The organism is Agrobacterium sp. YIC 4121, assembly GCF_002008205.1.
Taxonomy (GTDB): domain Bacteria; phylum Pseudomonadota; class Alphaproteobacteria; order Rhizobiales; family Rhizobiaceae; genus Agrobacterium; species Agrobacterium leguminum.
Genome location: NZ_MRDI01000001.1, coordinates 418163 through 437262, shown reverse-complemented (window position 1 = coordinate 437262; position 19100 = coordinate 418163). Strand labels below are relative to the sequence as shown.

The 19100-nt window shown below is 59.4% G+C and carries 20 protein-coding genes, 1 tRNA gene and 1 riboswitch; of the genes, 13 read left to right on the top strand and 8 right to left on the bottom strand.

What is annotated here, in order from left to right:
• Nucleotides 1-158: 158 nt before the first annotated feature.
• Complete coding sequence (locus BTE54_RS02240) at nt 159-1148, top strand: Hsp33 family molecular chaperone (protein ID WP_078051293.1); 990 nt, start codon at nt 159-161, stop codon at nt 1146-1148.
• A 49-nt stretch (nt 1149-1197) separates the two neighbouring features.
• On the opposite strand, the gene apaG is transcribed toward BTE54_RS02240, so the two are convergent.
• Both apaG and BTE54_RS02230 read right to left on the bottom strand, forming a co-directional pair.
• Complete coding sequence (apaG, locus tag BTE54_RS02235; protein ID WP_003503545.1) at nt 1198-1590, bottom strand: Co2+/Mg2+ efflux protein ApaG; 393 nt, start codon at nt 1588-1590, stop codon at nt 1198-1200.
• Nucleotides 1591-1822: 232 nt separating this feature from the next.
• Entirely contained in the window at nt 1823-3007 is a 1185-nt protein-coding gene (locus tag BTE54_RS02230) for an O-succinylhomoserine sulfhydrylase (protein ID WP_078051292.1), read from the bottom strand.
• 43 nt (nt 3008-3050) lie between these two features.
• Nucleotides 3051-3129, bottom strand: a riboswitch (SAM riboswitch).
• 73 nt (nt 3130-3202) lie between these two features.
• Between BTE54_RS02230 and BTE54_RS02225 the strand changes: the two genes are divergently transcribed.
• The 4 genes from BTE54_RS02225 (at nt 3203) to BTE54_RS02210 (ending at nt 5634) form a co-directional block, all read left to right on the top strand.
• Nucleotides 3203-4300: a 2'-deoxycytidine 5'-triphosphate deaminase gene (locus BTE54_RS02225; RefSeq protein ID WP_078051522.1), complete on the top strand. Its 1098-nt coding sequence runs from the start codon at nt 3203-3205 to the stop codon at nt 4298-4300.
• Nucleotides 4301-4356: 56 nt separating this feature from the next.
• A tRNA-Gly gene (locus BTE54_RS02220) sits at nt 4357-4430 on the top strand.
• A gap of 132 nt (nt 4431-4562) precedes the next feature.
• Complete coding sequence (aqpZ, locus tag BTE54_RS02215; protein WP_078051291.1) at nt 4563-5288, top strand: aquaporin Z; 726 nt, start codon at nt 4563-4565, stop codon at nt 5286-5288.
• Between the two features lie 52 nt (nt 5289-5340).
• Nucleotides 5341-5634 carry a hypothetical protein gene (locus tag BTE54_RS02210; protein ID WP_003519942.1) on the top strand — a complete coding sequence of 98 codons (294 nt, stop codon included), beginning with the start codon at nt 5341-5343 and terminating at the stop codon, nt 5632-5634.
• 177 nt (nt 5635-5811) lie between these two features.
• Here BTE54_RS02210 and BTE54_RS02205 read toward each other — a convergent pair whose 3' ends face one another.
• Nucleotides 5812-7782 (bottom strand): glycosyltransferase family 2 protein, encoded by a 1971-nt coding sequence (locus BTE54_RS02205; protein WP_174038779.1) that lies wholly within the window; start codon nt 7780-7782, stop codon nt 5812-5814.
• 170 nt (nt 7783-7952) lie between these two features.
• On the opposite strand from BTE54_RS02205, the gene BTE54_RS02200 reads away from it, so the two are divergent.
• Nucleotides 7953-8714, top strand: a complete 762-nt coding sequence (locus BTE54_RS02200; protein ID WP_078051290.1) for a transporter substrate-binding domain-containing protein — start codon at nt 7953-7955, stop codon at nt 8712-8714.
• 36 nt (nt 8715-8750) lie between these two features.
• On the opposite strand, the gene uppX is transcribed toward BTE54_RS02200, so the two are convergent.
• Nucleotides 8751-10043, bottom strand: coding sequence for a Wzx-type polysaccharide biosynthesis protein UppX (gene uppX / locus BTE54_RS02195; RefSeq protein ID WP_162934018.1), 1293 nt, complete (start codon nt 10041-10043; stop codon nt 8751-8753).
• Between the two features lie 287 nt (nt 10044-10330).
• Here uppX and uppY point away from each other — a divergent pair, with 287 nt between their 5' ends.
• Together uppY and BTE54_RS02185 are read left to right on the top strand one after the other, a co-directional pair.
• On the top strand, nt 10331-11626 hold the full coding sequence (gene uppY / locus BTE54_RS02190; RefSeq protein ID WP_078051518.1) for a Wzy-type polysaccharide biosynthesis protein UppY: 1296 nt from the start codon (nt 10331-10333) through the stop codon (nt 11624-11626).
• A 26-nt stretch (nt 11627-11652) separates the two neighbouring features.
• Nucleotides 11653-12405 (top strand): polysaccharide deacetylase family protein, encoded by a 753-nt coding sequence (locus tag BTE54_RS02185; RefSeq protein ID WP_078051289.1) that lies wholly within the window; start codon nt 11653-11655, stop codon nt 12403-12405.
• A 55-nt stretch (nt 12406-12460) separates the two neighbouring features.
• Here the strand turns inward: BTE54_RS02185 and BTE54_RS02180 are convergent, their stop codons facing one another.
• On the bottom strand, nt 12461-13111 hold the full coding sequence (locus tag BTE54_RS02180) for a helix-turn-helix transcriptional regulator (RefSeq protein ID WP_003519935.1): 651 nt from the start codon (nt 13109-13111) through the stop codon (nt 12461-12463).
• Nucleotides 13112-13223: 112 nt separating this feature from the next.
• The gene (locus BTE54_RS02175) at nt 13224-13874 is read right to left on the bottom strand and encodes a response regulator transcription factor (protein ID WP_035265127.1); all 651 of its coding nucleotides are present in this window, start codon (nt 13872-13874) and stop codon (nt 13224-13226) included.
• A gap of 244 nt (nt 13875-14118) precedes the next feature.
• Here BTE54_RS02175 and BTE54_RS02170 point away from each other — a divergent pair, with 244 nt between their 5' ends.
• Together BTE54_RS02170 and BTE54_RS02165 are read left to right on the top strand one after the other, a co-directional pair.
• On the top strand, nt 14119-14472 hold the full coding sequence (locus BTE54_RS02170) for a DUF952 domain-containing protein (RefSeq protein ID WP_078051288.1): 354 nt from the start codon (nt 14119-14121) through the stop codon (nt 14470-14472).
• The gene (locus tag BTE54_RS02165; RefSeq protein WP_078051287.1) at nt 14472-15563 is read left to right on the top strand and encodes a quinone-dependent dihydroorotate dehydrogenase; all 1092 of its coding nucleotides are present in this window, start codon (nt 14472-14474) and stop codon (nt 15561-15563) included. Before BTE54_RS02170 ends, BTE54_RS02165 begins: the two co-directional genes overlap by 1 nt.
• A gap of 190 nt (nt 15564-15753) precedes the next feature.
• On the opposite strand, the gene BTE54_RS02155 is transcribed toward BTE54_RS02165, so the two are convergent.
• Complete coding sequence (locus BTE54_RS02155; protein WP_078051286.1) at nt 15754-16251, bottom strand: CAP domain-containing protein; 498 nt, start codon at nt 16249-16251, stop codon at nt 15754-15756.
• A 1-nt stretch (nt 16252) separates the two neighbouring features.
• A complete protein-coding gene (locus tag BTE54_RS02150; RefSeq protein WP_003493739.1) occupies nt 16253-16519 on the bottom strand; it encodes a DUF6460 domain-containing protein in 267 nt (88 codons plus the stop codon).
• A 168-nt stretch (nt 16520-16687) separates the two neighbouring features.
• On the opposite strand from BTE54_RS02150, the gene BTE54_RS02145 reads away from it, so the two are divergent.
• From BTE54_RS02145 to BTE54_RS02135, 3 genes are all read left to right on the top strand, one after another.
• Nucleotides 16688-17629, top strand: coding sequence for a class I SAM-dependent methyltransferase (locus BTE54_RS02145; protein WP_198939051.1), 942 nt, complete (start codon nt 16688-16690; stop codon nt 17627-17629).
• 134 nt (nt 17630-17763) lie between these two features.
• Entirely contained in the window at nt 17764-18375 is a 612-nt protein-coding gene (locus BTE54_RS02140; protein WP_035236585.1) for a YitT family protein, read from the top strand.
• Between the two features lie 71 nt (nt 18376-18446).
• Nucleotides 18447-19088: a YitT family protein gene (locus tag BTE54_RS02135; RefSeq protein WP_078051516.1), complete on the top strand. Its 642-nt coding sequence runs from the start codon at nt 18447-18449 to the stop codon at nt 19086-19088.
• Nucleotides 19089-19100 lie beyond the last annotated feature (12 nt).

Below are 19100 nucleotides of genomic sequence, written 5' to 3'. Positions count from 1 at the left end.
CTCGTCGGTTTTGCTGGCGGGCCACATTCACGATTTGCACGTTTTTCCCCGGAAGCGGTTTCTCTTCCCGGGTCTCTGTGCGACAAGCGAAAAAAGCACATTTTAAAAGCCGGACTTTTGGACGGTAGCGGCGCCACGGCTGCGCCAGGGAGTATGACATGGCAGATGTAACGGTTGAACTGGACGATCTCGATTTTGCTGGCGACGACAAGGTTGTGCCCTTCCAGGTCGAAGGTCTGGATGTGCGCGGCCGCGCCGTACAGGTGGGTCCGCTGCTGAATGCCATCCTCGAGCGGCATGACTATCCCCCGGCGGTCGCCCGCCTGCTGGCGGAAGCGACCGTTCTGACGGCGCTGATCGGCACGTCGCTCAAGTTTTCCGGCAAGCTGACCGTCCAGACCAAGGGTGACGGCCCGGTCGACCTGCTGGTTGCGGATTTCACCGCACCGGAAAGCATGCGCGCTTATGCCCGTTTCGATGAGGAGCGGCTGGCGGAGGCGATTGCGGCCGGGGCGACGTCGCCGGAGCAATTGCTCGGCAACGGCATTCTGGCCTTCACGATCGATCAGGGTGCGGGCATGCAGCCTTATCAGGGTATCGTGCCGCTCGATGGCTCCTCGCTGGAAGACATTGCCGGGGTTTATTTTCGCCAGTCGGAACAGCTTCCCACCCGCGTGCGCCTGGGCGTTGCCGAATTCTTCGACCGTGATGGCGAAGGCAAGCCGCGCCATGGCTGGCGTGCGGGCGGCGTTATCGCGCAGTTCCTGCCGCAGGCGCCTGAGCGGCTGCGTATGCGCGACCTGCATGGCGGCGATGGCGATGAAGGCGGTCACGAGGTTCAGGAAGACGATGCCTGGACGGAGGCGGTAACGCTGCTGAACACGGTGGATACCGACGAGCTGACCGATCCGCAGGTGCCGGTGGAACGCCTTCTCTTCCGGCTTTTCCACGAGAGCGGTGTGCGCATCTACGATCCGCAGGCGGTTTTCGACCGTTGCAGCTGCTCGCGGGACAAGATTAAGGGCGTCCTGTCCGGTTTCACTGCTGAGGAGATCGAGGCAAGCGAAGAAGACGGCGCCATTGCCGTGACCTGCGAGTTCTGCTCCACCACCTATCGCTACGATGTCAGGGAATTTGAGAATGCCTGAATGAAAGCCGCGTCCTGAAGGGCGCGGCTTTTTCATTGCCGGTTGAATGTCAGTTCAGGACCCGCATCAGGCCGGGAGAATCCAGCGAAAAGGCGGGTATGGTGACGTTGAACACCTCGCCATTTTCCGTTTCCATTTCATAATGGCCGAACATCAGGCCGGAAGGTGTGTCCAGCGGGCAGCCGGAAGAATATTCGTAGCTGTCGCCCGGTTTCAGATGCGGCTTCTCACCCACAACGCCCGGCCCATAGACCTCATCCACCTGTCCGTTCTGATCGGTGATGTGCCAATAGCGATTGACGAGGGTAACCGGAATATCGGAATTGTTCGCGATCACGACTTTGTAGCCCCAGACGTAACGATCGTCATCCGGGTCGGATTGTTCCTCGAGATAATACGGATCGACCGTTACCTCGATATCCCTTGTCAGAGCACGATACATACGCGCCACACCTCGATATTATGCCTGCCGCCGCATCCTACACTATAGGCTCTGGCTATCGTCAAGAAAATGAATGACTTGACGGGCAGGAGGCGTCTCCTGTTGCGCTGTTTTCCACCGTTAGGGATAACGGTAAAGGTAAATATTGGTTGCCTGAAGCGGTCTTTTCGGACCGGACAGGCGAACCACGGCCCGACACGCGGTCAGGCCATGGTGCCTTGCGGATTGAATTTCAGGCCGAAACGGCCGCCAGACCCTTCGCCAGATCCTCCAGCAGATCGTCGGTATCCTCGATGCCGCAGGAAAGGCGCAGGGTGCCGCCGGAAATGCCGAGTTCGGCACGCGCCTCGTCGGTGAGGTTCTTGTGCGTCGTCGTGCCGGGATGGGTGATGAGGCTCTTGGCATCGCCGAGATTGTTGGAAATCTTCACGATCTCAAGCGCGTTCTGCAGCTTGAAGGCTGCTTCCTTGCCACCCTTCAGCTCGAAAGCCACCAGCGTCGAGCCGCCGGACATCTGCCGCGCGATGATATCGGCCTGCGGGTGATCGGCGCGGCCGGGATAGATGACCTTGGCGACCTTGACGCTGTCGGCGAGAAAATCGGCGATTTTGCCGGCATTGGCCGTCTGCTGTTTGACGCGCAGCGGCAGGGTCTCGATGCCTTTCAGAAGCGTCCAGGCATTGAAAGGCGACATGGCCGGGCCGGTATGGCGGAAATAATCCTGCAGCTCTTCTTCGATCCACTTCTTGTCGGAAAGGATCACGCCGCCAAGGCAGCGGCCCTGGCCATCAATATGTTTGGTGGCCGAATAAACCACGATATGGGCGCCAAGTTCGAGCGGCTTCTGGAAAAGCGGCGTGGCGAAGACGTTGTCGACTACCACCTTGGCGCCGATCTGGTTGGCGAGCTTTGCTACCCCGGCAATATCCACCACTTCAAGCGTCGGATTGGTCGGGCTTTCGAGGAAGAACAGCTTGGTGTTCGGCTGGATAGCCTTTTCCCAGTTGCCGAGATCGCGACCGTCGATCAGCGTGCATTCGATGCCATATTTCGGAGCAAGCGTTTCGACCACCCAGCGGCAGGAGCCGAAGAGGGCGCGGGCCGCAACGATATGGTCGCCGGCGCGCAGCTGGCACATGATGGCGGCGGTGACGGCAGCCATGCCGGAGGCAAGTGCACGGGCGTCTTCAGCGCCTTCCAGCAGGCACATGCGCTTTTCGAACATGTCGTTGGTCGGGCTCGCATAGCGGGCGTAGATGAACCCATCCGTTTCACCCTTGAAGCGCGCTTCGGCGGCTTCGGAGTTTTCATAGACGAAACCCTGGGTCAGATAGATCGCTTCCGACGTTTCACCGTAAGGGGAGCGTAGCGTACCGCCGTGAACGAGCTGGGTTGCCGGGCGCCATTTATTGCTCATGTGATCACCTTCAAAACAAAAAAACCGGCCGCAAAAGCAGACCGGTTCCTAGCACCCGGTCTTTTTAGCCACTTGTTTAACGTGGCTGCAAGCCGACCGGCCAAATCACCACGGGATAAGCTTGCCATACTGCCGTTACCGGCTTGCGTCAATGCTTTCCTTTTGGTTTTGTCGCCGTAAAAAGGAATGATGACCATGACCAGAACCACGGGCATTTTGGCGGATGGCGCAATCAAGGCGCTGTTTGCGGGCGGCAAGCTGAAGAGCGAGGCCGATCTCGATGCTGATCAGGTGCAGCCCGCCAGCCTCGATCTCAGGCTCGGCTCGAAGGCCTATCGCGTGCGCGCCAGCTTCATGCCCGGCCCCGGAAACCGCGTCATCGACAAACTCAATCGTCTCAGCCTGCACGAGATCGACCTTACCCAGGGCGCGGTGCTGGAAACCGGTTGTGTCTATATCGTTCCCTTGATGGAAAGCCTTGCGCTGCCCGCGGACATGTCGGCCTCGGCCAATCCGAAAAGCTCGACCGGCCGTCTCGATATCTTCACCCGCGTCATGACTGACAGTGCGCAGGAATTCGACAAGATACCGGCCGGTTATGCCGGCCCGCTCTATCTGGAAATCAGCCCGCGCACCTTCCCGATCGTGGTGCGACGCGGCTCGCGCCTGTCGCAGATCCGCTTCCGCATCGGCCATTCGCTGCTCAACGAAAGTGAACTGCTGAAGCTGCACGAGACGGAAACGCTGGTTGCCAGCGACACGCCCAACGTGACCGGCGGCGGCATTGCGCTCTCGATCGACCTCAAGGGTTTCGGTGAACACGGGTTGATCGGTTATCGCGGCAAACATCACACGGCCGTGGTAGACGTCGACAAGAAGGCCCAGCACGACGTTCTCGATTTCTGGGAGCCGCTCTATGCCCGCGGCCGCGCCGAACTGATCCTCGACCCGGATGAATTCTATATTCTCGTCTCGCGCGAAGCCGTGCACGTTCCACCGCTCTATGCGGCCGAAATGACACCCTTCGACCCGCTGGTAGGTGAATTCCGCGTGCACTACGCCGGCTTCTTCGATCCCGGCTTCGGCCATGCGCAGGCCGGCGGCACCGGCAGCCGGGCCGTGCTAGAAGTGCGCAGCCACGAGGTTCCCTTCATCCTCGAACATGGCCAGATCGTCGGCCGGCTGGTTTACGAGCACATGCTGCAGAAACCGGAAGGCCTCTATGGCACCGGCCTCGGCTCCAATTATCAGGCGCAGGGGCTGAAGCTCTCCAAGCATTTTCGAGCCGAATAACGACCCCGGCGGGTGCTTGACACCCGCTGCGAACTATCCGATGTCTTATGCGCGGTGCGGGTGTAGCTCAATGGTAGAGCAGCAGCTTCCCAAGCTGAATACGAGGGTTCGATTCCCTTCACCCGCTCCATTTTCCAGACATCTGACACTCTTGCTGCGTTTAGCCACCATTGTGTCGGTAGCCACGCGAATATGCAATTTAGCTTGACTACGATTAAATTGCACGTAGTAGTTGATGCGGTCGTAACATGGGGGAAGTGTTATGAGTCGCAAACTTCTTTCGGAATTTCTGGGAACCTTTTGGCTCGTCTTCGGAGGATGCGGCAGTGCGGTTTTTGCCGCCGCTTTTCCTGAACTCGGCATTGGCTTCCTTGGTGTCGCTTTCGCTTTTGGTCTGACGGTTCTGACCATGGCCTATGCGGTTGGCGGCATTTCGGGCGGTCATTTCAATCCGGCCGTTTCAGTCGGCCTCACTGTTGCCGGTAAGTTCCCGGCGGCGAACCTCGTGCCTTACATAGTGGCGCAGGTTCTGGGGGCGGTCGTCGCGGCTGCGGCGCTTTATGTCATCCTCACCGGCAAGGCGGGGGCTGAAATCGGCGGTTTTGCCGCCAATGGTTATGGTGAACATTCGCCGGGCGGATATTCTCTCGTATCGGCGCTGCTGATCGAAGTCATCCTGACGGCGTTTTTCCTGATCGTCATTCTGGGCTCTACGCATGGCAGGGTTCCTGCCGGCTTCGCGCCGATCGCCATCGGTCTTGCCCTTACCCTTATTCATCTGATTTCCATTCCGGTCACCAACACATCCGTCAATCCGGCCCGCTCCACGGGACAGGCATTGTTCGTTGGCGGATGGGCGCTGCAGCAGCTCTGGCTGTTCTGGCTCGCTCCGATCCTCGGCGGCGCCATCGGGGCCGTGATCTGGAAAATCTTCGGCGAGGAAGAGAAGGCCGGCCATGCCGGTTCGGTTCAACCTGCGCAGACTTGAATAAGAGGCTTTGTTTCCTCGAATAGTCGGGGAAACGACTGAGGAGGATGACATGGATCTTGCTTCGATATTGGCCCAGATCGTCGGCGGTGCGGTAGGCGGCACGGCAGGCGGAAAGATAGTGAAGGACTCCGATCTTGGTTCGCTCGGCAATCTGATTGCCGGCGCCATCGGCGGCCTCGGCGGCGGAACCGTGCTCGGTTCGCTGCTCGGCGCGGCGGGCGATGCGGCAGCCGGAGGCGTGGATATCGGCGCTCTCGCCGGCCAGCTCGTTGGCGGCGGTGTCGGCGGTCTGATCGTGCAGATCATCGTCGGCCTGATCAAGAACAAGCTCGTTACCAAGTAGAGCGGTTCGGCCACCTTCAGGATGAAATGACGGTCCTTGCCGAGGGAGGAGCTTCGTTCGGCAAGGCACTGGCTGCCGTTACCGATGACGGCAGTAACGTAAGGCCTGAAACGGCTTTGCCGGAGCGGCAATGTGAGTGAAGCCGAGAACGGCTGTCGCGGCTGATCGGAAAAAGTATCAGGACTGTTTCGGCTCTGCCGAAGATGCCGGATCATGAGTATTTTTGGCGACAGGCGCGTGTGGCGTCTTGTTCCATGCGAAGGGTTTGGTGTTGAGTTCCACCACGGCCCGCCAGGCCGCGATGGACAGCATCAGCCAATATGCGGGTATTGCCAGCCACCGCCTTCCGACATGCCTTCTTTCATAGGCAATCATTCTGCCGCGGCCCATCAGCACGAAGATCGTGTAGCTTCCGACGATATTCAGCACATCGATAAAAAACAGAAGACCCTGCCAGGTGAGCAGCAGGTCAGCGCCATTTTCCCGGAGGGCGATGGTCATGAATGCGAGCGAAACGAAGAGCAGGGGGTGCGCCAGCGACGACAGAAGCATGCCGCCGATCAGCAGTTGAAAGACCACATAGGCAAACCATCCCATGTCGCGCGCGGTCGCAAAGGGCGCACGGGTCATCACCAGCCAGCTTTGCAGCCAGCCCTTGTACCAGCGTGTTCGCTGGTTCAGCCACACGGGTAGCGAGGTCGGCGCATCCTCCAGCGTCTGTCGCCGGATGACGCCGCAACGATAACCCAGCCGATGCAGCCGGAGGCCGAGATCGGCATCCTCAGTTACATTATAGGGGTCCCAGGCGCCGGCCTTCCGCAGCACGGCGGTCCGGAAATGATTGGAGGTGCCGCCAAGCGGCAGCGGCAAGCCGTGTGCGGCAAGGGCAGGCAACATGCAGCGGAAGAGACCGGAATATTCCAGTGCGAAACAGGCGCTGAGCCAGGAGGAAGAGGCATTGCTGATGATGAGCGGCGCCTGCAGGCAGGCCACCTCGTCCGGCTCGTTGCGGAAGGTGGCATAGGCTTCACGCAATTGCTGCGGATGGGGCCGATCCTCGGCATCATAGACCGCAACGAATGCGCCACGCGCGCCGGAAAGCGCGTAAGTGAGGGCTTTTGGTTTGGTGCGCGGCAGGGAGGGCGGCACCCTGACGACCTCTATGTGCGGGCCGGGATTTATCCGCTGGATCGCCTCGATCGTCGCAGCGTCGTCTGCTTCGCAGACAAGCTTGATGTCCAGCCGGGATTTGGGCCAGTCCAGACGTTCCAATGCCCCGATGAGCTGCCCGACGATGGCCTCTTCCCGGTAAAGCGCCACCAGAACGGTATAGACAGGCAATTCGTTTTCCTGCCGAAGAGGCAAGATGCTCTTCGCGTCGTTTCCCCGGGGCGCATGGACGAGTGCGAACAGCCTGAAAAGCAGGGTCAAAAGGTAAAGCATCGTCAGGGTGACGTGCAGATAAGCAAATGCCGCTTCCGTGTAAAATAGGAGCGACAGAATGAGCAGTGTAAGGAGAACGCCGCTGTAAAAACCCTGCTGGCCCTGTAGCGTGATTCTGGCGGAATGGTGCGGCGCCGTGTTGAAAAGCCGCTGCTGGGTTTCCGCCGAGCGGCGGGCCTCGCCCGCTTTCCAGATTGCGCTGCGCATGGCCTGCGGGGTTGTCACGGCAAATTCGTCGAGAAGACGCGGACGTTGATCCAGCATGTTTTTCAGCGATGCCATTCGCGCCAGTTCCGGTACGATCAGCAGCGTTGGCGTGCCGCTCAGCGGTGTCAGCCGCAGAAACCTCGGTTCCGAGAGTTGAGTGTCCAGCTTATTCAAATCCGTCACACGGTCCGGGCCGATTTCAGGGAGAAACGGCAATCGCAGGAATCGGGCGAAAGCGCCGAAATAGGCATCCGTCGTGACGAGACCGCTTGCCAGCAATTCGTCCTCCAAAGTCGAGCCATTTTCCAGAGCCCGTTGTTCGAATGCCTCGATATAGGGCCTGCCAAATCCCAGCGAAGAGAGAAAGCGGGCCTGTCCGGTCTGGTCCTGTTCGGGAGCGGTTGAAAGGGGATTTTCACTGGCGTGGGAAAATGTAATTTTTCGTGTCGCCGGCGTCGTGCGAAACGAATCTCGTGTATATTGCCTAAAATAATCCATGCATCGCCGCCGCCGTCATGGTAACGCCCCACTTCCTGTCACGGATAGTATAGATGAGAATGACGAATGTAACGCGGAATATAGGTCTCGGATTTACTTTAGCTTTCGCTTTACAATTTACTGGTTTTTTTAGCGATGTACGTGCGGAGGGCCTGTCGGACGGGAACCGGATGCCGGTGCTGTTCGATGCGCAGGAGCGGTTTCCGGGCGGCGATCTTTCTTCCGTTCCCCGCATCAGATTTCTGATGTCGGTCGATTTCCCGCCCTTCAATTTTACCGATCAGGAAGGCCGGCTTGCGGGTTTCCATGTCGATCTGGTGCGTGAAATCTGCGCGCAACTGAAGGTCGAAAGCAAATGCCAGGTGCAGGCGCTGCCGTTTGATGAGCTGGAGGCGGCTTTGGAAATGGGCGAGGGCGAAGCGGTGATTTCCGGCCTCGCCACCACCGCCGACCTGCGCAAGAGTTTTACCTTCTCGCGGCCCTATCTCCTGATGCCCGCCCGTCTTGCGGTGAACAAGGCGGCCAAATTCACCGGCGCGGGTGCCGATGCGCTTTCGGGAAAGAAGGTGGGTGTGGTTGCCGGCTCGCGGCACGAACAGATGCTGAAGGCATTCTTTCCAAAGGCCGCGGCTGAGGGCTTCGATGGTTACGAGCCGATGTATGACGCGCTGAAGAAAGGCAAGGTGGACGCCATCTTCGCCGACGGCCTGCGCCTGCCTTTCTGGGTTTCAGGAAGCGCTTCCGAAGGCTGTTGCGCACTCTTCGGCGGTCCCTATATGTCCGACAGGTTTCTCGGTGAAGGCCTGTCCATCATGACTGTCGATCCCGATAACGTGCTCGTTCCGGCTTTCGATCAGGCGCTGGCGGCCCTTTCCCGCAACGGCAGGCTGGAAGAAATCTACCGGCGTTATTTCCCTTATGGGCTCTATTAGGGAGAGCAGGCCACCGGATCGGTTCCTGTGCCGCTCCTATTTGGCTGGCGCGAAAACTTCTTCATTGCGGCGCAGTCGTAGCAGCGCGATCCATACGGCGGCGGCGATGGCGGTTTCCACCATGAAATAGCTGCCGATCGTTCCTGAAATGCTGAAGGACCAGGTGAAGAAAGCGACGATGACGGAGCCGATGAGGTTGCCGCTGTTCCAGATCTTCGCGCGAATATCCTGCCGCCCGGATGCGCCGAGCGCCTCGAGCGCGGTGGCGGCAACGGCCATGGGCAGAACCGCCCAGCAAAGCACGCGGGTGATGATGGGCAGCGAAACATATTCATCGCCGAACAAAAGTGGCAGGAAGGGCGCGATGATGAAAATGACGAGCGCACTGCCGGTCGCGATGAAAAGTGCGGCCTTCAGCACGTTATAGGCGCGTTCTATGGTTTTGCTGATACCTTGCAGGGCGGCGGAAGCCGAACCCGGATAGATCAGCCGGTTGAGGGCCTCGACGGAGAGATAGGAACTGTCGAGAATGCGCCGGGCGATGGAATAGCTGCCCAGCACCTCGGCGCTGGCAATGGCGCCGAGAACGAGAATATCGGCATTGCCGCGCACGGCCTTGAACAGGAACTGGGTGGAAAACAGGACGCCGATGCGGATTTCCTCACGCACGATGCGGAACACCGGGCGGCCGAGTCTCGCTATCGCCTTGACCGAGATCATGGCTGCAATGGTGTGGGCGGCAAGGTTCCATAGCGCCCAGGCCTCCACTGTTTCCACCTTGAAGATGAGGCAGGCGACCACCGCGGCAATGGTGCGGGCGACGGCAAACATCACTTCCAGCTTGTTGGCGGAGGCGAAGTCGGAATGGGCGATGAAGCTTTGCGTAGAAAGCGAGATGACTTTCAGGAGGACGAGGTTCGTGAACAGGATCAGGAAGGTGGTGATCAGCGTGTGCAGCAATGTTTCCGAGGTCGGGAAAAATACCGGGATCGTCACCATGCCGATGATGGTCAGCACCACGCCTGTCGCGGCGCTCAAAAGATAGCTGTGGCCGAGCATGACGGGAAACATGCTGCGATCCTGCGCGACACGGCGGATCAGCGATTCCTGCGAGCCGATACCGCAGATCTGGACGCCGAGATTGGTGACGGCCGTGATGGAGGCGTAAAGCGCGAATTGTTCGACACCGAGATGGCGGGCAAGCAGCGCAAAGGTCAGAAGCTGGGCGGCGCTGGACATGAGGAGCGCTCCGCCGGATGCCATGTAGGTCAATCCCAATCTGACTAGATGGCCGAGCCGCGGCGTATTGAACGACACCTCATTCTCCATGTTTTCCGGCATTGCCGGGCGAATTCAAAAATGACTGCGCTGCTTTTTAAAATCTGGCGAACTGAAAAAGCCGCAACCGGCCAATAAAGCGAAAGTCCGCGACCCGAATGAATGGCAGTTTATCCTGTCTTATCCCTCTTGAGGTAAGAGAGGGTTAAAGCAATTGCATAATAATGATGATAATGACTGTTTATGGTTATTTGGACATGGCCCTGTTTCAGAAGGGTTTCGTTGTTCGTCACAAGGCAGGCCAATGATCCGACTATCCATTTTCGATGCAGGCGACCATGCCGCGTTTGGCTGATACGCAGCCCGTCTCTGCGCAAGGCAGCGCCATTTCCCTTGCCGGCGGCCGGCGCGACGCGTTTTTCTTCGTCGCCACCATGCTCTATATCTGGATTTCCGTCGCGCCTTTCGAAAATCTCGCAGCACCGCCGGTGCCGCACGCTGCCGCAAACCAGCTGACCGGCCTCGTGATCGCATTGATCCTCGGCGTTTTTGCGCTGCGCCACCGGCTGACGGGGCTTCTGCTGCGGCCGCGGCTGCCCATTCTGCTGCTGTTTTTCTGGCTGGCGATATGCTCGGTGGTCGGAACCCAGCCCGGCACGTCGCTGCAACGTCTAATCTTCACGGCGCTCCTGTGCTTCATAACCAGCGTCCTTGTCGTCATGCCGCGCGACCGGCGGCAGTTCGACCGGATGATGGCCATCTTCGCGATCATTCTCTTGGCGCTGTGCTATCTGGGGGTGATCTTCCTTAGCTCGCGCTCGATCCATCAGCCCTATGATCTCGATGAAAAAGCGCTGGCGGGTGATTGGCGCGGTATCTTCAATCACAAGAATGCCGCCGCGCCGGCGATGATCATTCTCTTCATGATCGGGCTTTACCTGCGCAATGCCTGGTCGACGCTGGGCGGCCTCGCCATCACGCTGCTGGCGGGGTTTTTCCTTTGGAAGACCAACGGAAAAACCGCGGCCATGCTGCTGCCCGTCACCGTGGCGCTGATCTGGATCATGGAAAGGCATGCCAACCGTACTTTGTTGATGATCGGCGGTCTTCTGGCCTTCATCAACATATCCGCGGTCGGCTCCACCTATTTTCCGAGTATACAGAATTTCGTCGAAGGCCTGGGCATCGATTCCACCTTCACCGGGCGGACGGACATATGGCGGCTATCCTTCGACACTTTCGCGCAATCGCCGATCTTCGGGCAGGGGTTCCAGGCATTCTGGACGAGCGACAGGCTCCTGTCGCAGGCCGATATTGCCGGCACCTGGGCGGTAACGGCCTTCCATGCCCATAATGGCTATATTGAAAGCCTGCTGAATGGCGGCCTGCCGGCCTTCATTCTCACCGTCATCTGGCTGGTCATCATACCCGCGAACGATTTCCGCACTGCGGTGGACAAGGGCACGGACCCGGCACTTACCCGACTTTTTGCCAGAATTTGGGTGTATGCGTTACTTTCTTCGTGTTTAGAGAGCAATTTCTTTACCGGAACCGGGCCTATCTGGTCTTCTCTTCTAATCGCCATCTATTGTTTGAGGCATCAGGCTTACGACATACTCGAAGAGGGACAGTAATTTGCAGACAGGCCGGGGGGCTTTGTATGACGCAAAAAATCGGGACTTTTACCGACCGGATCAATAACCGGCTGGTGCGCTATTTCCCGGGACCGGCGGTGCGGATCGAAACGTCCGAACCGATCGTGTCCTTCACATTCGACGATGTGCCGGCAAGCGCCTGGACGGCGGGTGCGCGCATTCTGGAAAACGAGGGCGTTTGCGGCACGTTTTATATCGCCGGCGTGTTTATCGACCAATACGATGAACAGCAGCAGATGATTTCCGCGAAAGGCTGCTCGGAACTGGCGGCAGCCGGCCATGAGCTTGCCTGCCACACCTTTTCCCATCGCAAACTCTCGAGCTTTTCCCGACGGGGGCTTGAGGAGGATCTCGATCGCAATGACCGCGTGCTCGGCTCATTCGATACAAGCCGCCACGGGCGCAATTTTTCCGTTCCCTTCGGCATGGCTTCACCGGTCATGCAGCCGCTGCTGCGACGCCGGTTCAGGACGGCGCGCGGCATCATGCCAGGGATCAACCGGGGCAGTGTCGACCCGCATAATCTTGCCGCAGTCGAGTTGCGTTCGGATCAAAACTATCTCGACGCCGCCGATGGCTGGCTGGAGGATGTTCTGCAAAAAGGTGGCTGGCTCATCATCTTCACCCATGATGTTTCGCAGACGCCGAGCTTTTACGGTTGCCCGGAAGGCAGATTTCAGGGCCTCGTCCGCAGGGCGGTGTCGGGTGGCGCGAAGATCATGACGGTCGATGCCGCCGCAAGGACACTCGGTCTTTAGAGGAATATTCTCAGCGCGCGTGCCCGGTCGATACCGCGGAAAACGCAGTTGCGGGTTATTGGCTGGCCCAGATGATGCGGGCGATCCATTCCACATCGGCCATGTCGAAGCTGCGGTTCGGATGTTCCGGGTTGAGCGAAAGAAGCTCGATGTTTTTGGGGCTTTGCCGCGCCAGCACCTTGGCCATCACTTCGCCGTCGCGGCTTTTCAGCACCACGCGGTCGCCGCGCCGCACCTGCGCGCCGGGCTCCACGATGAGGATATCTCCGTCGCGGTAGAGCGGCATCATGCTCTCGCCCTGCACTTCCAGTGCATAGACGCCCTGCCTGCGCTCTGGAGAGGAGGGGAATTCCACCACATCCCAGCCCTGACCCGCCGGAAAACCGCCATCGTCGAAAAAGCCGCCGGAGCCCGCCTGGGCGAAACCGAGCAGGGGAATGGCGTTGTCGGCGCCGGAAGGCTGCATGGTCTGCGCCCTGCCGAAAGCATAACCGAAAAACTGGTCGACGCTTGCCCCCGTCGCCTCCAGCACCTTGGAGACGGATTCAGTCGAAGGCCAGCGTTTGCGGCCATCCGGCCCGAAACGTTTCGATTTATTGAACGAGGTGGGATCGAGGCCGGCGCGCTTCGCCAATGCCGAAGGCGTTAGCTGGTGGCGTTCGGCAAGCGTATCGATGGCGCTCCAGATCGTCTCGTGTGACAGCATGATAGAAAGCCCGCAAGTGGAGCCGATAGCGGAAAAGCTCCTGTCGTTTACTGACCGGAATCTAGACCATATCCGGTCAGGAGTAAAGCAAGGAAAGGAATAAAATCCTTTTCTACGCCACCATGGCCGATGTATTTATCTTGGCGAGCTGGATCACCGCCTGGGTGCGGCTGTCGACCTTGAGCTTCAGCAGGATTGCGGAGACATGCGCCTTGATGGTGGCTTCGGAAACATTGAGCTCATAGGCGATCTGCTTGTTCAGCAACCCTTCGGCCAGCATGCCCAGAACCCGGCTTTGCTGCGGCGTCAGCGTTCTGAGCCGGCCGATGAGATCGGCCACGTCAGGATCCTGTTCCTTATCGCCCTGATGACCCGCCGGTATCCAGACATCGCCCTCCAGAACCGCGCGGATGCCGTCCCTGATATCGTCGATACCCGAGGATTTGGAAATGAAACCGGAAGCACCGAGTTCGATGGAGCGGCGCACGGTTGTCGCATCGTCCGTTGCCGAAACGATGACGATCGGCAGGCTGGAGAATTCCGCCCGGAGCGCCATCAGGCCTGAAAATCCGCTGACCCCTGGCATGGCGAGGTCGAGAAGCATGAGATCGGCGTCGTTGCGCGCTGCGGCTGCACTGCGGGCGGCCTCGAAATCCCCAGCTTCAATAATGCTCTGTTGCCCGTCGAGGCCGGATACGGCCTGTTTCAGGGCGCCGCGAAAAAGCGGGTGGTCATCTGCGATGATAATGACAAGTTCCGACATTCTGGCCCCCTCCCAAGGGCGTTATGCGGTTCTTTTTCTGATACTGGCTCACTCCCATTTGCCGGCGGTCGAAAACACGTCCGGCTCCTCCGCGAAAGGTTGCGCCAATCGGTCCCGCATTACAAGGAAAAGCTTGTGGACAGGCGGTCTTTCAGGCTCTCCGCAATAAAAATGCCGTGGAAACTGTGGACAATCTTCGAGCTTTGCGGCAAATCCCGCTGAGTGGAAAGCCTTGGAGAGCCCTATGCAGGAAACGCCCGCGATCATCTATAAAATCGTGCCGGAGACGTTATGGAGCGCGGCAAAGGCGAAGGGCGTCTTCGAAGGTGCGGCCATCGACCTGACCGACGGCTTCATTCATTTTTCAACGGCAAAACAGGCGGCAGAGACCGCCGCGCGGCATTTTTCCGGCCAGGTCGATCTGCTTCTGATCGCGGTCGACGGCGCGGCCCTCGGCGACAGGCTGGTTTATGAACCCTCCAGAGGCGGCGATCTTTTCCCGCATCTTTATGCGCCTCTTCCCCTGACCGCCGTGCTTTGGGAAACGCCGCTTTCGCTCGGTCACGACGGCCAGCACCAGTTTCCGGAGATTTTGTGATGAGCGGATTATTTTCCTCAATCGGCCGCAAGGGCCTGTTTCTGGTCGATCCGGAAAAGGCGCATGGCCTGTCCATTGCGGCGCTGAAAAGCGGCTTCCTGCCCACCTGCATGGTGCCGCACGATCCCCGTCTGCAGCAGACCGTGGCTGGCCTCGTCTTCCCCAATCCGCTCGGCATGGCGGCGGGTTACGACAAGAATGCGGAAGTGCCGGGGCCGCTTCTGAGGCTCGGTTTCGGCTTTACCGAAATCGGCACCGTCACGCCCAAGGCGCAATCCGGCAATCCCAGGCCGCGTATCTTCCGTCTGGTCGAAGACGAAGGTGTCATCAATCGCCTCGGCTTCAACAATGAAGGCCATGCGGCCGCGCTGGAGCGCCTGAAGCAGGCAAAGCTGCGTGGCATCGTCGGTGTCAATATCGGCGCCAACAAGGATAGCGAAGACCGCATTGCCGATTATGTGCAGGGCATCGAGGCGTTTTATTCGGTTGCATCCTATTTCACCGTCAATATTTCCTCGCCCAACACGCCCGGCCTGCGCGATCTTCAGGTGCGCGAAAGCCTTGCCGCGCTTCTCGCCGCCGTGCTGGAACGCCGGAAAGTGGAAGCCGAACGTTTCGGCAAACGCATCCCGGTTTTCCTCAAGATCGCCCCCGATCTGACCGAAGAGGGGCTGGACGACGTTGCCGAAGAGGCGCTCGCCCATGATCTCGATGGCCTGATCGTTTCGAACACCACGCTTTCCCGCGAAGGTCTGAGGCCAGGCCCGCACAAGGGCGAGGCAGGCGGTCTCTCGGGCAAGCCGCTCTTCGAGCTTTCCACCACGGTTCTCGCCAAGATGCGCCGCCGCGTCGGCGGCAACCTGCCGATCATCGGCGTCGGCGGTGTGTCATCGGCAGAGACAGCTTTGGAAAAGGTGAGGGCAGGGGCCGATCTCGTGCAGCTCTATTCCTGCATGGTCTATGAAGGTCCCGGCCTGCCCTCGGCCATCGTCAAGGGCCTGTCGAAGCTGGTCGCCCGCGAGGGCGTACAGTCCATTCGCGACCTGCGGGACAGCGCGGTGGACCGCTGGGCGGATCGCAAGCTCGGTTGAGCGCAGACCTGGAAGGTTGAGGTAGCGCTTCCTCTCTACCCTCATCCCTGTGCTTGTCACAGGGATCCAGCCAGCCCAAGTCCTTGGGCTGAAAAGAGTCCTCTCGCCGCGCAGACGCGCGTCGGCTGGATTCCTGTGACGAGCACAGGAATGAGGATCACGAGGGTAGCCCTAGTTCCCCACCACTATCTCAGGCGCAGAGCACCATCGCCCAATAGGGCCGGTTGCGGCTGGCCGCGTCATAAGCGACCGCGACGCCGAGGCCGTTATAAGGCCCGAGCATGTTTTCGAGGTGATGTTGTGAGCCGATCCAGGCCTTCACCACCCGCTCGACGCTGTCCTGCCCAGCGGCCACGTTTTCCGCTGCCGGAAGCGGCACATTGCCGTCTTTCATGCGGATCAGGAAACTGTCGGTCAGGCCGATCAGATGCGCCATCTTCTGCGCCTTGACCATGCGGCCGGCCTGATAGGCGGCAGCACCGCTTGCCGCGCCATTGATGGCAAGCGGCGAAAGCCCCTTGGAGCGGCGCAGATCGTTGACCATGGGAAGCGCCGCCGCCGTCTCGTCGCGGGTGCCGGAGGGCATGCCCTTGTTGGTGGGCATGGAAACGCAGGCGGAAAGAACGGAGCCGGCGGAAAACAGCACGAAGCCGCGCCGTGAAAGCGTTTGAAACGTGGAGTGGGTCATGTCAGCGGCGGTAGCTCAGGAGGCGCAGGATGATGAAAACCGGAATGACGATCGTTGCCCCGAGGATCAGATAGTCACCGATTGCGCCCAGCGCATGGAAACCGCTGCGCCACAGGTCGACCACGAAATCGCGCGCGCCGTAGATGATGTTCCATGGCGTCAATCCGAAGATCGCCATCAGAAAGCCGACGAGCAATGAAACCACCAGCAGCTTCACCACGGTACGGGCCACCGTGTCACCCAGCATTTTGTTGACCTCACCGGCCATCAGCACGTCTCCTGTTTTGTCCTGACATATGAAGCACGACGCTTCGATGCAAGTTTCGCCGCACTATATCGCGTCAAATTCGCCAATTCCACGAGGCCGCCATGAAATAGGACTTGAGTTTTTTTATGGCTTGATAAATGACAGCCGACATCTTCTCAGGAATCTTGAATGGCCCCAAACCAGTTTTCTTCCGGTGACGTCATTGCCGACCGCCGGGCGGACTATGCCCGCATGCTGGCGGAGAGCGGTGACTTTCCCGCCGCCGCCGAACTCATGGAACAGGCGCTGGAGCTTGCGCCGCGGTGGACGGCGGGCTGGTTTCGCTTCGGGGAATATCACGAAAAAGCGGGCGAAACTGAAAAAGCCGTGGCGGCCTACGGGAAAGTCGCCGAGCTGGACACCGAAGGACTGTTTGCAGCCGAGCTGAAACTCGCGGTTCTCGGCGCCGCCGAAACGCCTGAGCAACCGCCGAGCCGCTATGTGGAAGGGCTCTTCGACGATTATGCCGACCGTTTCGAAACCTCGCTCGTGGAAAAGCTGGATTACAGCGTGCCGCAAAAGCTGGCCGAACTGATCGGCAAGGCGGCGAAAGGCAGCGTCTTCGACACCATTGTCGATATTGGCTGCGGCACCGGTCTCCTTGGCGTTGAAATCCGCACCTTCGCAAACCGGCTGGAAGGTTTCGATATTTCCCAGAACATGCTGGCCAAGGCGGAGGAAAAGGGGCTTTACGATCATCTGGATCAGGCCGATCTTTCGCTGGAGCCGGAGGCCTCGGGGCTCTTCACCTCCACGCTTGCGCAGCACCGCGCCGGCCTTGTGGCCGCCGCCGATGTGATGATGTATCTCGGCAGTCTCGAAACCGTCATGCCGCTCGTTTCCGCCCTGCTTGCGCCTTCAGGCTTTTTTGCCTTTTCGGTGGAGGATGCGGGGGAGGAAGACGGTTTCGTGCTGCGGGAATCCCTTCGTTACGCCCATTCGAAGAGCTATGTGAGCGAGCTTCTTGAGCGGACGGGCTTTTCCCTCATCGAAATCCGCAAAACCACCATTCGCAAGGATGCCGGAAAACCCCTTTCCGGCATTCTTTTTCTTGCCCGTGCCAAAGCCTGAACATTCCGTTTCTTGCCATTTTCGCGATAGGTCAGGCTTCCTTACGTATCCATCTTGCTCAGATGTTTTTTGCAGTGCAAAATATGCCTGAAGCTGAGGAAAAAAGCGTGAGCAGAACGAGAAGCGTTTACGGCATGTGGAGTTCCGATCCGGCCAAGCATGCACCGGTGGAAGACGTGCAGGGCATCGTCACCGGCGCCATCGTCTCGGCGCTCGGCTTTTATCTTCTGAACAAGGTCGGCCTTCTGACCGGCGGCACCGCCGGCGTCGCCTTCCTGCTTCATTATGCCTTCGGTATCAGCTTCGGCCTCCTGTTCTTCCTCGTCAATCTGCCCTTCTATTACCTGTCCTTCCGCCGCCTCGGTCTTGCCTTTTCCTTCAAGACCTTCATCGCCATCGGCCTTGTTTCGGTGCTGACGGAAGTCGAAGCGCGCTGGATGGTGATCGACAGCATCAACCCGCTCTGGGCGGCGCTGCTGGGCGGTCTGCTTCTGGGTTACGGCTTGCTGGCGCTTTATCGTCACCGCGCCAGCCTCGGCGGCATCGGCATTCTCGCCATCTATATTCAGGATCGCTTCGGCATCCGCGCCGGTCTCATCCAGCTCGCCTTCGACGCCTTCGTGATGCTCTGCGCCTTCCTCGTCATCGATCCGGCCACCGTCGTTTATTCGATTGTCGGCGCTTTCGTGCTCAACATGTTTCTGGCCATCAATCACCGCTCGGACAGATATATCGTCGTGCGCTGAGCGACAGCGGTTGAAATCCGTCGCGCTTCGGCGCAATAGCTCGGCAGGGGCCGAAAGACAGGGGAATGGGCATGGATGATACGACTGCGCGCAGGCGTCTGAACCTGTGGGCCTCCGCGCCGGATCGTCATTCCTTGCTGGAAGACGCGCAGGGCGTTCTCGCGGGCAGCATGCTGGTTTCGCTCGGCGTCACGCTGTTTTCCGCTGCCGGCCTTTTGACGGGCGGCACGGTCGGGCTGGCATTTCTCGTGCATTACGGCACCGATCTAAGCTTCGGCGCGGTGTTCTTCCTCGTCAATCTGCCGTTTTATTATCTCGCCTTCCGTCGCCTCGGGCCTGCCTTCACGGTCAAGACCTTCTGCGCCATCGCCATGACGGCGCTGCTGTCGGAATATATGCCCGGCTTTTTCGCATTTCAGAGCATCAATCCGGTTGCCGCCGCACTTTTCGGCGGGCTGACGGTCGCGGCCGGCATGCTGGCGCTGTTTCGCCACCGCACCAGCCTCGGCGGTTTCGGCATATTGGCGCTTTATCTTCAGGATCGTTTCGGCTGGCGTGCAGGCCTCGTGCAGCTCGCCTTCGACGGCATGGTGCTGGCCTGCTCGTTTTTCGTGGCCACACCCTTCGTCATCATCTGCTCCGTCCTCGGCGCGCTGGTCATGAACCTCACGCTCGCCATCAATCACAGAAACGACCGCTACATTGCCATGTAGCGGCCGCCCGTT